The following is a 13,949-nucleotide window of genomic DNA, read 5'->3' as shown; positions in this document are numbered from 1 at the left end:
CCGGGAACGGCCCGAGGGGGGATCCAGAATGCAGGTGATGATCGGTGTGATTGGCGGATCGGGCGTCTATCAGATCGAGGGGCTGGAGGAGGCCGCCTGGACCCGGGTCGAGACGCCCTGGGGGCGGCCCTCGGACGATCTTCTGGTCGGCAGGATCGCGGGGGTGAAGGTCGCCTTCCTGCCCCGTCACGGCCGCGGCCATGCCCATTCGCCCTCCTCGCTGCCCTATCGCGCCAATATCGACGCGCTCAAGCGCATCGGCTGCACCGACGTTCTTGCGGTCTCGGCGGTGGGATCCTTGCAGGAGGGTTTCGCGCCGGGGGATTTCGTCCTGGTCGACCAATATATCGACCGCACCTTCGCGCGCGAGAAAAGCTTTTTCGGCGAAGGCCTTGTCGCCCATGTCGGGCTGGCCGACCCGACCTGCGCCCGGCTTGGAGAAAGGGTTGCCGAGGCCGCGCGCCAAAGCGGGGTGCGGCTGCATGAGGGCGCGACCTATCTGACGATGGAGGGGCCGCAATTCTCGACCCGGGCCGAGAGCCTGCTCTACCGCCAATGGGGCGCCGATGTGATCGGCATGACCGGCATGCCAGAGGCCAAGCTCGCCCGCGAGGCCGAGCTCTGCTATGCGAGCCTCGCCATGGTCACCGATTACGACTGCTGGCATCCCGGCCATGACGCGGTGGATGTGGCGGCGGTGATCGCCACGCTTTCGGCCAATGCCGCCAAGGCCCGGGCCTGCGTCGCGGCCCTGCCCGCGCGGCTTGGCGCCACGCGCCAGGCCTGCCCATGCGGCTGCGACAGCGCGCTGACCCATGCGCTGATGACCGCGCCGGACCGCCGCGACCCCGACCTTCTTGCCCGGCTCGACGCGGTCGCCGGGCGCGTCCTCTGACCCGAGCCAGCCGGAACCGGATCCGAATGCCCAAGACCCTCACCCGCCCCGCCCCCGCCACCGTCGGCGACTACATCCGCACCATCCCGGACTTCCCGCATAAGGGGATCCTGTTTCGCGACGTCACCACGCTTTTCGCCGATCCGCGCGGCTTTCGCATCTGCGTCGACCAGTTGCTCGCCCCCTATGCCGGGCGGCGCATCGACAAGGTGATCGGGCTCGAGGCGCGCGGCTTCATCCTGGGCGGCGCGGTGGCGCATCAGCTCTCGGCAGGCTTCGTGCCGGTGCGCAAGAAGGGCAAGCTGCCGGGCCGGACCCTTTCGCAGCCCTATGCGCTGGAATATGGCGAGGCGGTGGTCGAGATCCACGAGGATGCGATCCAGCCCGGAGAGACGGTGCTTCTCGTCGACGACCTTCTCGCCACCGGCGGCACCGCCGAGGCCGGGATCGCCCTCGTCGAACGGCTGGGCGGGCGGATTACCGGCTGCGCCTTCGTGGTCGACCTGCCCGACCTGGGCGGCCGCAAGCGGCTGGAGGCGATGGGAATGGAAGTCCACGCGCTCTGCGCCTTCGAAGGCCACTGACCCCAGCCCGAACGCGCCCCCGCCCTTTCTTCTTTGCAAAAATATCCCCGCCGGAGGCGCAGGCCAACCATCCCGCGCCGCCGCCCGGGCAAGCCGCCCTAGCCCGCGTCCCGCGCCAGAACCGCGCCGGGGTTCAGAATCCCCAACGGATCGAGAACCGCCTTGATCCCCCGCAGCGCCTGCAGCCGCACCGGATCGCCGTAGCGCGCCAGATCGGCGGTCTTCAGCCGCCCGATCCCGTGCTCGGCCGAGACGCTGCCGCCCAGCTCATGCACCAGGTCGTGCACGATCCGCGTGGCATCGTTGCGCAAGGCCTCATATGCGCCGCGCGTCCGGTCCGGGGCGGGGAAGATGTTGTAATGCAGATTTCCGTCGCCCAGATGGCCGAAGCAATTGACCCGGAAGTCGCCGAGCGCGGCAAGGCGGCCGCCCGCCTCGGCGATGAAGCCCGGGATCGCGCCGAGCGGCAGCGAGATGTCGTGGCTCGCCACCGCGCCGATGCGGCGGTTGGCCTCGGGGATGGCCTCGCGGATCGCCCAGAGGCCGTCGGCCTGGGCGCCGGAACTGGCGATGACGCCGTCGAGGACCAGGCCCGCGCCCTCGGCCTCGTCGTAAAGCGCGGCCATGGTCGCCTCCGGCTCCATCGCCTGCGGCAGGCCCAGTTCCACCAGCACCGCCCAGTCGGGCAGCGCCGCGAAGGGCGCGCGCAGGCCGAGATCGGCCTCGGCCAGGAATTCGAACCCCGCCCGCGCGATCAGTTCGAACCCCGACACCAGCCCGCCCAGCCGGGCCTCGAACAGCCGCAGCAGATCCTGCGCCGCCGCGGGCGAGGGCACGGCCAGCATCGCCACCAGCCGATGCGCCGGAACCGGGAAAAGCCGCAGGCTGGCCGCCGTGATCACGCCCAGGCTGCCCTCGGAGCCGACGAGCAGGTTGCGCAGGTCGTAGCCGGTGTTGTCCTTCCTGAGCCGCCGCAGCCCGTGCCAGACCGCGCCATCCGCCATCGCCACCTCCAGCCCCAGGCACAGGTCGCGCGCATTGCCATAGCGCAGCACCGCCGTCCCGCCCGCATTGGTGGCGAGATTGCCGCCGATCGTCGCCGTCCCCTCGGAGGCAAGCGACAGCGGGAAGAGCCGCCCCGAGGCCTGCGCCGCCGCCTGCACCGCCTGGAGCGTCATCCCGGCCTCGACCGCGATGGTGTTTTCCTCGGGCCAGATCCCGCGCAGCGCGTTCATGCGTTCGAGAGAGAGGATCAGCGGCAGCGGCCCCCCCTCGGGGATCACCTGGCCCCCGACCAGCCCGGTGCCGCCGCCCCTGGGAACGACGGCGACCCGCGCGGCATGGCAGGCGCGCAGGATCGCCGAGACCTCGCCGGTCGAGGCGGGCCGCGCCACCGCGCCCGCCCTTCCCCGCCAGCGCCCGCGCGGCTCTTCCAGGTCGCGCGGCTCGGGCGGACGGAGGGTGGCGGGGGGCAGCGCCTCGGCCAGGCGGGCGAGGAAGGCCTCGTCGCAGGGATTGAGGGCGGCGAAGGGGGGGATCGGGTTCGGCATGGGATCGGGCTCTGGATCGGGCGGGGCGCGCGTGGGTGAGGGACCTTCCCATGCCTAACCATGTGGATGCGGTCCGTCCAGAGTGGGTTGTCTGGGGCTGCTTTACTGGAATGGGGAGGCTGCGGGAGGGGGCGCTGCCCCCTCGGCGCCTTTGGCGCCTCACCCCCGGGATATTTCTGCAAAGAAGAATGAAGGGTGAAGGGTTGGGAGGGGGCCGTGAGGGGTCAGTCCAGCCAGGCGGGCTCCAGCACCAGGACGGTGGGACGCGCGGGGAGCGTGCCGATCGAGAAGGCCATCTCGTTCAGGCCGGTCTCGACCACGTCGAAATCCGTGGCCATCTCCTGCATGAACCATTCCAGCGAGCCGCGCGAGAACCAGTGCATCGGGATCACCACCTTGGAGCGCAGCCGCCGCACCACCGCCACCATGTCCTCGAGCCCCAGCGTCACCGAGCCATCGACCGGCACCATCAATATGTCGAGCCGCCCGATGGCGGCGAATTGCTCGGCCGAGGGCAACTGGTGCAGATGGCCCAGATGGCCGATGCACAGGCCCGCCACCTCGAAGATGAAGATCGAATTTCCGTCGCGACGCACCTCGCCGCCCCAGCCGCGCGCATCGGTGGGGACGTTGCGCACCAGCATCATGCCCAGATCCACCCGATGGTCGACATTGGGCTGGCCGGGCTCGGGCCAGCCGCGCAGCACATGGTGGATGCGTGGATCGGGATGGGCCGTCCAATGCGTCGAATGCGAATTGTTCATCGTGACCAGATCTGGTGCGACATCGGCCGCGCCGATATGGCCGGTGTAATCGGTGACCGCGACGGTGCCGTCCTCGGCCACCACGGCGAAGCTGGCGTGATTGAGATAGCGCAGGAGCACGCGGTCCTCGCCCGGGAGGGTGAAGGCCGCGTGGCGCAGGAGCGGCGGCGGCGCGTTCCGGGCCAGCGCGATGCAATGCGAGGCGATGCGTTCCTGTGGGGCCGTGTCCTGCGGGGCCGTATCCGGTGGGGCCGCCTCTTGCGCCGCCGCCGGATGCGCGATGAGCCCGGCCAGAACCGGCCCCGCCAGCGCGCGGCAGCACCGCAGGAGGAATGGCGCGGCGACCGGGGGCGTGGCGAAAGCGGTCATGAGGCTCTCCTTCGGGCGGGGCCCGGTGCAGGCCGGAATACCGGCATTGCATCGGGGCCGGAGTCGGGGCGGAAACCGGGGCGAGGTCTGGGGCGGCTTCCCGCGGGCCCGGACCCATGGGACGAAACTGACACGGGCGCCGCGCTTTCCGTCATCACGGATGCGCGAGCGGGCGGGCCAGGCGGGTGGAACGGGAACATGCGGTGATTTCGCGGGCAATCCGCGGGAGCGGACGGGCGCGGCGATTCGCAGGGGGGGCCGGGCTTCGTCGGGGCGGTTCGGAGCGAAAGGCCGGGAGAGGACGAGTTCTGTGGGCTGCCGTTGGACGCCCGGGGCGAGGGTCCGATCAGGGCTGGGATCAGGGGCGACCGGATGAGGGATAGGGGTCGGGGGTAGCCGATCAGCGGTCCCGGATCGGGAGAGCGCCCGGGGCTCTGGCGGGGGCGGGTCAGACGGGTGAGGGTCGGGCGAAAGCAGAATCGAGCGCAAGTTGGATCATGCAGAAGCCGAATCGGAGGGAAATCCGATCAGGCCGGACTCGGATCGGAGGGGGACCGGATCGGAGGGGGACCGAGATCTGCGACAGGCCCGATCAGGGCTGTCTGGATCGTGGCGAAGAGCGTCGCAGTCGAGGTCGGCAGGCAGGTCGTGCCGATCCTCCAGCGGCGCGGAGGTCTGGGGAGACGCACTCTCGGGGCGCGGACAGACAGCGGGAACGGATGGATCTTGGGACGGGCGGATGTCGGAGCGGGCCTCGGGACGGGCCGGGAGCGGATGGATTGCCGGGCGAGGGGATCCCCCGGGAGTGGGAAAGCCTCGGGACGGACAGGCGGGGTCCGGAACGGCGCTCCGCGGCGAACGACGGGTCAGACGACGGGTCGGACGGGCCTCCCGCCAGGGACAGGTCCGGGGTGGTCGGGCCGCGCGTCCAGGGCTGATCCCGGAGCAAGCAGGCCGCAGGGCGCGGACAGGTCCCGGGGGGAGAGGCGGCAGGCCGGGCGAACGGGCGAGCCGCGAACAGGTTCCGAGAGAGGCCGGGCGGGTAGCGGGGCGGAAGCAGATCCCGGGATTGGCGGGCGGCAAGTCGGGAGCAGGTCGGCGAAGCGAGGAGTCGGCAGGGCGCGGCCAGGTCGCCGGAGAGGCCGGGGCCTCAGGCCGGGCCGATCGCGGTTCGGCCCCGGCGGTCGTTGCGCAGGCGCGAGTAGATCACATGGTTGCGCCAGCGTCCGTTGATCTGGAGATAGGACTGGAACACGCCCTCGAACTTGAAGCCGCATTTCTCCAGAACCCCGCGCGAGGCGGCGTTCTCGGGCAGGCAGGCGGCCTCGATCCGGCTCAGGTCCAGCCGCGCGAAGGCGTAATGCACCACCGCCTCCAGCGCCTCGCGCATATAGCCGTGGCGGGCGAAGGGCGCGCCGATCCAGTAGCCGACCATGGCGGTCTGCGCCGGGCCGCGCCGGATGTTGTCCAGCGTGATCGCCCCCAGAAGCCGCTGGTCGGCGCGGCGGATCAGCACGAAGGGCACCGCCGTCCCCTGCGCCTCGGCCCGCCTGCCCCAATAGACCCGGTTCGAGAAATTGCGCCGCGACAGGTGGGTCTCGGACCAGACCGGCTCCCACGGCGTCAGGAAGGCGGCCGAATCGGCGCGCAGATCGGCCCATTGCCGCCAGTCGTCATGGCTGGCCAGCCGCAGGGTCAGCCGCTCGGTCTCCAGCCGGGGGCGGCGCGAAAAGCCGAAGGTCACGACGAAAGCCCCGCCCGGATCGCCTCCACGCCCGGGGCGGCATCGACCGGGCCGTAGACCGCCAGCGCCACATTGCCCGAAAGCGCCGCCCGGCCCCAGTCGCGCACCCCCGCCAGATCCACCGCCTGGATCCGCGCCACCGCCTCGTCCAGATCGGGCACCCGGTCCCAGACCGAGAGCAGCCGGGCGTTTCGCTCGGCGCGCGAGGAGGGGCTTTCCAGCCCCATCATCATCCCCGCCGTCAACTGCGCCTTGGCGCGGGCCACCTCGGCCTCGGACATGTCCTCGGCGGCGCGGCGCAATTCGGCCACCGTCAGCTCGGTCAGGTCGGCGATCTCGTCGCCCGAGGTCCCGGCATAGATCGTGACATGGCCGGTGTCGTCATAGGCCGCCGACTGGGCATAGATCGAATAGCACAGCCCCCGCTCTTCGCGGATCTTCTGGAACAGGCGCGAGGACATGCCGCCGCCAAGCGCGGTGGACCAGATCTGCGCGGTATGGACCAGCGGATCGCGATAGCCCGGCGCCTCGATGTTCAGCGCGAAATGGGCCTGTTCCAGGTCCTTGATCTCGCGCCGCTCGCCGCCCTTGAAGCGGGCGGGCCCGGCGGGCACCGCCCCCACGGGGGAAAGCGCGCCGAAGACCGCCTCGGCCTGGGCCACGATGGCGTCGTGGTCGACGCCCCCGGCGGCCGAGAGAATCATCCGGTCCGGCCCGTAATGGCGCCCGACGAAGCCGCGCAGGTCGCCGTCGCCGAAACCCGCCACCCGCGCCTCGGGACCCAGGATGGTGCGGCCGAAGGGCTGGCCGGGATAGGAGACCTCATGCAGCCAGTCGAAGACGATGTCGTCGGGCGTGTCGTTGGCCTGGCCGATCTCCTGCAAGATCACATGGCGCTCGGTCTCGATATCCTCGGGGTTGAACACCGGATTGAGCACGATGTCCGAGATCACATCCAGCGCGCGCGGCACATCCGCCGACAGGCAGCGCGCGTAATAGGCGGTCATCTCGCGCGAGGTATAGGCGTTGATATAGCCGCCGACATCCTCGATCTCTTCGGCGATGCGCAGGGCACTGCGCCGCGCGGTGCCCTTGAAGGCCATGTGTTCGAGGAAATGCGCGATGCCGTTCTCGGGCTCGCGCTCATGGCGCCCGCCCGCGCCGACCCAGAGCCCGCAGGAGGCCGATTTCAGCCCCGGCATATGTTCGGTGACGATGCGCAGCCCGTTCGGCAGCCGGTGGATGCGGGTGGTGCTCAATGCGATTCTCCCGCGATCCGGGCGCGGATCACCTTTTGCAGCGCGGCAAGGTCCCCGGCCACCCGGGTCACCCGCTCGGGCCGCTCGAAAAGATCGGCCATGCGGGCGGGCAAGGCGGGGCGAAGGCCGGTAGCCGCCTCGACCGCATCGGGGAATTTCGCCGGATGGGCGGTGGCGAGGGTCACCATCATGCCGCGCGCGGGCTGTTCGGACGCCACCTTCACCCCCACGGCGGAATGCGGGCACAAAAGCTCGCCCGTCTCGCGCCAGATCCGGGCGATGGTGTCCTGCGTCTCGGCCTCCGAGGCGCGGCCCGAGCCATATTCGGCCCGCAGCGCGGCCAGCGCGGGCGCGGGCACGGCGAATCCGCCCGACTGGTTCAGCCCCCGCATCAGCGCGGCGACCGCCGCCGCATCGCGCCCGGTGGCGTCGAACAGCGCGCGTTCGAAATTCGACGAGACCTGGATATCCATCGAGGGCGAGATCGACGGCGCCACGCCCATGGTGCGGTATTCGCCCGATTTCAGCGTGCGGTCCAGAATGTCGTTCTGGTTGGTCGCGATCACCAGCCGGTCGATCGGCAGACCCATGGCGCGGGCGACATGGCCCGCGAAGATATCGCCGAAATTGCCGGTGGGCACGGTGAACGAGACCGGGCGATGCGGCGCGCCGAGCGACAGCCCGGCATGGAAGTAATAGACCACCTGGGCCAGCACCCGCGCCCAGTTGATCGAGTTCACCCCCGCCAGCCGCACCTCGTCGCGGAAGGCGAAATCGTTGAACATGTCCTTGAGCCGGGCCTGGCAGGTGTCGAAATCGCCGTCCACGGCAAGGGCATGGACATTCGCCTCTGAAGGCGTGGTCATCTGGCGGCGCTGCACCTCGCTGACGCGGCCATGGGGGAAGAGGATCACCACATCGACGTTGGAAAGGCCCCGGAAGGCCTCGATCGCGGCCGAGCCGGTATCGCCCGAGGTGGCACCGACGATGGTGATCCGCTCGCCCGAGCGCGCCAGCGCCGCCTGCATCATCTGCCCGATGAGCTGCATGGCGAAATCCTTGAAGGCGAGCGTGGGGCCATGGAACAGCTCCATCAGGAAGTGGTCGGGGCCAAGCTGGACCAGGGGCGCGCGGGCGGCATGGCCGAAGCCCTGATAGGCGCGGGCGATCAGCGCCTTCAACTCGGCATCGGCGAAGAAGCCGCCGATGAAGGGGCGGATGACGTTGAAGGCCAGATCCTCGTAGGACAGCCCCGCCCAGGCGGCGATCTCGTCGGCCGCGAGCACCGGCACGCTTTCGGGCACATAAAGCCCGCCGTCGCGGGCAAGGCCGGTCATCATCGCCTCGCCGAAGCCCAGTTCCGGCGCCTGGCCGCGTGTCGAGATATAGCGCATCTTCCTGTCTCTCGTTTCGGGGCCCGCGTTCGGGGGCCTGCGTTTGACGGCCTTCGTCCGGAGCCCGTTCTGTTTGGGGCCCTTCGTTCCGGGTCCTTTTTGCCGGGGGCCCTCCCGTTTCGGGCCCCTTCGTTCATGGGGGCCCTTCGTTCATGGGTCCCTCGTTCATGGGGGCCCTTCGTCGGCGGAGCCCCCGCTCAGGCGCCGCCGTCCGGGGCGCTGCCCTTGCCTTGCCTTCGGCCCCCCTCACGGCCCAGACTGCATGGCCCCCAACCTTCTGCCCCGCTCCGGCCCTGACCGCAATCCACGGCCGCAATCCATCGGCGCCCTCAGCCTTCGCGGCGCGTGATACGCCACAGATAGGCCAGTGTCATCCCCGCCCAGACGATGGCAAGCCCGAACCATTGCACCGCATAGCCCAGGTGGTTGTTGCGAAAGACCGCCGTGACCGGCACCGGCTGCACCCCCTGCCCCGTCGGGCTGCGGGCCACGACCAGGATGGGCTCGGTCCCCAGATGGGCGGCAAGGCTGTCCAGATCGCGGCCGAACCAGATCCCCCGCGCGGGATCGGGCGCGGGCGTGGCCGAGGTGATGTCCTCGGGCCAGTGCAGGTTGCCGGTGACGCGCGCCGGGCCCGGCGGGCGGGGGGCGGTCTTGGCGGTTTCGGGGACATAGCCGCGCTCGACCATGATCGGGCGGCCGTCCGCGGTCAGGAAGGCGGCGATCACCAGAAATCCGGGGCCCCATTCGCGGGTCGAGGTCAGGACATGGGCCTCGGCCCCGGTGAAGCGCCCCTCGACCTCGACGGCGCGATAGCGGTCGCGGGCGGGACCCGGGGCGACCGGCAGGGGAACCGGGTCGAGCACGATCATCGCCTCGGCCTCGGCGATCAGGCCTTCCTTCCATTCCAGCCGCTGCAACTGCCACAGGCCGAATCCCGTCAGCACCGCGATGCCGCACAGGCCCACCACCAGAACGAACAGGATCTGCCGCATCATCTTTGCTCCGGGCCGGGCGGCGCATGCGCGCGCGCCTTGCCGCAATGGAAAGCGCGGACCCCGTCACGAGGGTCCGCGTATCGCGCTTGGGGGATCCGCGCGCTCCGGTTTACGTCTGGTGCCGGACCTGCCCCGGACCTCAGCGACCCCAGACGTAGATCGCGAAGAACAGGAACAGCCAGACCACGTCGACGAAGTGCCAATACCAGGCCGCCGCCTCGAATCCGGTGTGCTGCTTCTGGGTGAAATGCCCGGCCCGGGCGCGCAACAGGCAGACGAAGAGGAAGATCGTGCCCACGATGACGTGGAACCCGTGCAGCCCCGTCGCCATGAAGAAGGTCGCGCCATAGATATTGCCCGAGAAGCCGAAGGCGGCGTGGCTGTATTCATAAGCCTGGAGGAAGGAGAAGACCACGCCCAGCACCACCGCCAGCGTCAGCCCCGTGACCACGTCCTTGCGGTTGTTCTCATGGACCAGCGCATGGTGCGCCCAGGTCACCGCGCAGCCCGACAGCAGCAGGATCAGCGTGTTGATCAGCGGCAGGTGCCAGGGGTCGAAGGTCTCGATCCCGGCGGGCGGCCAGACGCCGTCGACCGTCGGGCTGTCGGGCCCCATCGGATACATCCGATGCTTGAAGAAGGTCCAGAAGAAGGCGGCGAAGAGCATGACCTCGGACATGATGAACATGATGAAGCCGTAGCGCAGCCCGATCACCACCACCGGGGTATGATCGCCGCTTTCGCCCTCATGGACCACATCGGACCACCAGCCGAACATGGTGTAAAGCACCATGACCAGCCCGATCAGAAAGACCCAGGGCTGCGGATTCGCCACGCTGGGCGAGATCCAGAGCACCATGCCGAACAGCATGACGAACGCCCCGAGCGAGCCCAGGAAGGGCCAGATCGACGGCGGAAGGACGTGGTAGTCGTGGTTTTTCTGATGTGCCATGTCCGGTGTTTCCGTTCCCTCGTTTTCCTTATTCGACGATGGCGGCTTCCGGGGCGGGGTCCGCCGGAGCCGTCATCGCGAAGATCCTTGCCCGATCCGTCGCCACGCCCTGCGGAGGGGCGGGGGGCGGCGAAAGCGCCGCATGGTCCTGTGGCAGATCGGTCTCGTAGAAAGTGTAGCTCAGCGTGATCGCCCGGATCGCGCGCCCGTCGATATCGTCCATGATCGAGGGGTCGACATAGAAGCTGACCGGCATCTCGATCCGCTCGCCCGGGGCCAGCACCTGCTGCTCGAAGCAGAAGCAATGCACCTTGGTGAAGAAGCCGCCCGCCACATCGGGGGCGACATTGTAGCTGGCGGTCCCCGCGATCACCCGGTCGGTGGGGTTGTAGGCCTCGTAGAAGGCCAGGCCGCTTTCGCCGATGCGGATGTCCATCTCGCGCACCACCGGCTTGAATTCCCAGGGCATTCCCGGCGCGCGCGAGGCGTCGAAACGGATCTTGATGGTGCGGTCGAGCACCAGATCCGGCGCGGCTTCGGCGACCGAGGTGGTGCCGCCATAGCCGGTCACCCGGCAGAACCAGTCGTAGAAGGGCACCGCCGCGAAGGAAAGCGCGCACATGCCGACGGCCACGCCCACCAGCGTCAGCGCGGTGCGCGAGGCGCTCTTGCGGGTCTCTTCGGCCGAGGGGCGGTCATCGGGGGTCCCGCTCATTCCGCGCCCCCCTCTGCGGGCAGCATCTCGGGGCGCAGGCTGTGGTCGTAGGCCTGCATCGGGTCGCCCCGCGTGACCTTGACCACGGTCAGCGCGAAGACCAGCGCGACGAAGCCGACCAGCACCACCGCCACGCCGACATTGCGCCCGAAGCGGCGCCGGTGGATCTCATGTGTCGGGTTCAATGCCATGGCGTATACCTCTCAGCCGACCGCGGCCCAGCCACCCAGCCCCCAGGGCCGCAGGGCAAGCTCGGCCAGATAGGCGGCGAAATGCAGGAAAAGATAGAACAGCGAAAAGGTGAAGAACCTTTTCTCGACCCGATAGCCATCGGCCTCGGCCATGGCCTCGTCCCGGCGCCAGATCCGCCAGGCGCCCAGGATGAACACGGCGTTCAGCGCCAGCGTCACCGCAAGCGTCAGCGGCCCGCCGATCGAGGTCAGCGCCGCCCAGACCGGCACCGGCGCCAGCAGAAGCGTGTAGGCCAGGATATGGTTGCGCGTGGCGCGGCGGCCATGGGTCACCGTCAGCATCGGCACATTGGCCTTGTGGTAATCGCTGTTGATGAACAGCGCGAGCGACCAGAAATGCGGCGGCGTCCACATGAAGATCAGCGCGAACATCAAAACCGCCTCAAGCCCGACATGGCCGGTCGCCGCCACCCAGCCGATCATCGGCGGAAAGGCCCCCGCCGCGCCGCCGATCACGATGTTCTGCGGCGTCCAGCGCTTGAGCCACATCGTATAGACGACGGCATAGAAGAAGATGGTGAAGGCCAGAAGCGCCGCCGCCAGAAGATTGGCCGCAAGCGCCAGCATGACGACCGAGATCCCCGAAAGCGCCAGCCCCAGCCCGAGCGCCTCGCCCGGCTGGATCCGCCCCGAGGGCACCGGGCGCGACTGCGTGCGCCGCATCACCCGGTCGATATCGGCATCCCACCACATGTTGAGCGCGCCCGAGGCCCCGGCGCCGAGCGCGATGAACAGGATCGCCGCGAAGGCCTCGACCGGATGCAGCCGCACCGGCGCCACCAGAAGCCCGACCAGCCCGGTGAAGACCACCAGCGACATGACGCGCGGCTTCAGAAGCTGGACGAAATCGCCGAATCCGGCCTCGCCCTGGCCGCTGCCCAGGCCCGGCCCCGCCTCGTCGCGTTTGAATGTTCCGATATCGCTCATGCGGCGAAACCCCGGCCTTTCAGTTCCATTTGCTACGGGCCAGCGCCCTATGGTCCATTTGCTACGGGCCAGCGCCCTATGGTCCATTTCCTGCGGGCTCACGCCCCGTGGTCCGTTTCCTGCGGGCCCGCACGCCCGGGCCCTGTGGATCCCCGGTGCGAGCCCTCTTGCTCTAGGCCACCCCCTGCGGAAAGCCCGGCCCTCAAAGCGCGCCCCTCGAAGCAAGAAGGGGGGCGAAGGATCGGCGCGCCTCCCGCCCGCGATACGCTGGCGAAGGCCGCCCGCGCGGGGAAAAGGGCCTCCGCGGGCAGAGATCCCGGCGGGGCGGTCTCGTCGGCCCGCCGCGGATCTATGGCCCGCGCGCGGGCCCCCGGCGGGACGATCCCGCCCGGCGGCTCAGTCGTTGGCGGCGAAGCGGATCGCGCCGGTCGCGGCGGCCTCGCCCTGCGCCAGCACGACATCGCCCGCCCGCGCCTGGTCGAGCCAGGCGGCATAGGCCTGGGGCGAGACCACCTTGACGGTGATCGGCATATAGGCGTGGTCCTTGCCGCAAAGTTCGCTGCACTGGCCGAAGAAGATGCCCTCGCGGTCGGCGGCGAACCAGGCATGCGCGATGCGGCCCGGAACGGCGTCCTGCTTCACGGCGAAAGCCGGGATGGTCCAGGAATGGATCACGTCCGAGGCGGTGATCTGCAACAGCACCTTGGCGCCCACCGGCACCACCATGGCGGTATCGGTCGCCAGCAGGAACTGCTCGCGCGTGTAGCCCGCGGCTTCGAGCTCGGCCACGACGGTATCGGTCAGCCGGGCACTGCCGCCCAGGTTCAGCCCGCCGATCATGTAGCTGTCATAGGGGCCGATGCCCTCGTTGGGGTATTCGTAGCTCCAGAACCACTGGCTGCCGGTGACCTTGATCACCACATCGCCCTCGGGGAAGGTCTGCTGCTTCTTCAGCGCCGGGACCGAGAAGGCGCCGATGAAGATCAGGATCAGGATCGGCAGCACCGTCCAGGCGATCTCGAGCGGCGTGTTGTGGGTGAACTTCCTGGGCTCCGGGTTGGAGCGGCTGTTGAAGCGCAGGATCACGATGACCAGAAGCGCCAGGACGAAAATCGTGACGGCGGCGATGATGTAGAGCATCATCTGGTCCAGCCATTGCTGGTCGACCGCAAGTTCGGTGGCGGCGGGCTGGAACCCCGTCCCCCCGGCAACTGGCTGGCCGACGATCTCAAGCGCCTGGGCCATGGCCTGGCCCGAGGTCAGGGCCGCGGCGCCACCAAGCGCCAGCCCCCTCAGATACGTCATCGCGCGCATGTCTCTTCCCGTTCCTGAATGCGGCCCGAGCCGCCTTCCCTTTCGGTCGATCCGCCGCTCCAACCGGCGCGACCCCCCGTGTTTCGTTTTTCCGTTCAAACCATATCGGCGGCGATCCGACAAGAGAAACCGTCGCGACAAAGCCGCGCGGATTGATCCGGATCAAAGACAGGGGGAAAGGGGGTGGAGGGGGCGCTGCCCCCTCGGCGCGGGCCGCGCCTCACCCCCGGGAT

Annotated in this window: 12 protein-coding genes and 1 pseudogene; 2 read left to right on the top strand and 11 right to left on the bottom strand. The window is 69.4% G+C overall.

What is annotated here, in order from left to right; genetic code table 11:
* The first annotated feature begins 28 nt into the window (after positions 1 to 28).
* Together ABNX41_RS00485 and ABNX41_RS00480 are read left to right on the top strand one after the other, a co-directional pair.
* On the top strand, positions 29 to 895 hold the full coding sequence (locus ABNX41_RS00485) for an S-methyl-5'-thioadenosine phosphorylase (RefSeq protein WP_438667752.1): 867 nt from the start codon (positions 29 to 31) through the stop codon (positions 893 to 895).
* A 26-nt stretch (positions 896 to 921) separates the two neighbouring features.
* Positions 922 to 1,479, top strand: a complete 558-nt coding sequence (locus tag ABNX41_RS00480; RefSeq protein WP_438667751.1) for an adenine phosphoribosyltransferase — start codon at positions 922 to 924, stop codon at positions 1,477 to 1,479.
* Positions 1,480 to 1,577: 98 nt separating this feature from the next.
* On the opposite strand, the gene ABNX41_RS00475 is transcribed toward ABNX41_RS00480, so the two are convergent.
* The 11 genes and pseudogenes from ABNX41_RS00475 to coxB form a co-directional block, all read right to left on the bottom strand.
* Entirely contained in the window at positions 1,578 to 3,029 is a 1,452-nt protein-coding gene (locus ABNX41_RS00475; protein ID WP_438667750.1) for an FAD-binding oxidoreductase, read from the bottom strand.
* Between the two features lie 224 nt (positions 3,030 to 3,253).
* Positions 3,254 to 4,162, bottom strand: coding sequence for an MBL fold metallo-hydrolase (locus tag ABNX41_RS00470; RefSeq protein WP_438667749.1), 909 nt, complete (start codon positions 4,160 to 4,162; stop codon positions 3,254 to 3,256).
* Positions 4,163 to 5,312: 1,150 nt separating this feature from the next.
* Positions 5,313 to 5,906: a GNAT family N-acetyltransferase gene (locus ABNX41_RS00465; RefSeq protein WP_438667748.1), complete on the bottom strand. Its 594-nt coding sequence runs from the start codon at positions 5,904 to 5,906 to the stop codon at positions 5,313 to 5,315.
* Entirely contained in the window at positions 5,903 to 7,165 is a 1,263-nt protein-coding gene (locus ABNX41_RS00460) for a M16 family metallopeptidase (protein ID WP_438667747.1), read from the bottom strand. The genes ABNX41_RS00465 and ABNX41_RS00460 overlap by 4 nt, the downstream gene beginning before the upstream one ends.
* Positions 7,162 to 8,559 (bottom strand): threonine synthase, encoded by a 1,398-nt coding sequence (thrC, locus tag ABNX41_RS00455; protein ID WP_438667746.1) that lies wholly within the window; start codon positions 8,557 to 8,559, stop codon positions 7,162 to 7,164. The genes ABNX41_RS00460 and thrC overlap by 4 nt, the downstream gene beginning before the upstream one ends.
* A 329-nt stretch (positions 8,560 to 8,888) precedes the next feature.
* The gene (locus tag ABNX41_RS00450; protein WP_438667745.1) at positions 8,889 to 9,557 is read right to left on the bottom strand and encodes an SURF1 family protein; all 669 of its coding nucleotides are present in this window, start codon (positions 9,555 to 9,557) and stop codon (positions 8,889 to 8,891) included.
* A 139-nt stretch (positions 9,558 to 9,696) separates the two neighbouring features.
* A complete protein-coding gene (locus ABNX41_RS00445; RefSeq protein WP_438667744.1) occupies positions 9,697 to 10,509 on the bottom strand; it encodes a cytochrome c oxidase subunit 3 in 813 nt (270 codons plus the stop codon).
* Between the two features lie 118 nt (positions 10,510 to 10,627).
* Positions 10,628 to 11,224: pseudogene (locus tag ABNX41_RS00440) on the bottom strand (cytochrome c oxidase assembly protein); the annotation flags it as partial.
* A complete protein-coding gene (locus tag ABNX41_RS00435) occupies positions 11,221 to 11,415 on the bottom strand; it encodes a cytochrome c oxidase system small membrane protein (RefSeq protein WP_438667743.1) in 195 nt (64 codons plus the stop codon). The gene ABNX41_RS00435 and the pseudogene ABNX41_RS00440, both read right to left, overlap by 4 nt.
* A gap of 12 nt (positions 11,416 to 11,427) precedes the next feature.
* Positions 11,428 to 12,402, bottom strand: a complete 975-nt coding sequence (gene cyoE / locus ABNX41_RS00430; protein WP_438667742.1) for a heme o synthase — start codon at positions 12,400 to 12,402, stop codon at positions 11,428 to 11,430.
* 396 nt (positions 12,403 to 12,798) lie between these two features.
* Positions 12,799 to 13,716 (bottom strand): cytochrome c oxidase subunit II, encoded by a 918-nt coding sequence (gene coxB / locus ABNX41_RS00425; RefSeq protein WP_438667741.1) that lies wholly within the window; start codon positions 13,714 to 13,716, stop codon positions 12,799 to 12,801.
* Positions 13,717 to 13,949 lie beyond the last annotated feature (233 nt).

The organism is Pseudogemmobacter sonorensis, assembly GCF_042762395.1.
In the GTDB taxonomy this organism is placed as follows: Bacteria; Pseudomonadota; Alphaproteobacteria; order Rhodobacterales; family Rhodobacteraceae; genus Pseudogemmobacter; species Pseudogemmobacter sonorensis.
This window is presented reverse-complemented; position numbering and strand designations above follow the sequence as displayed.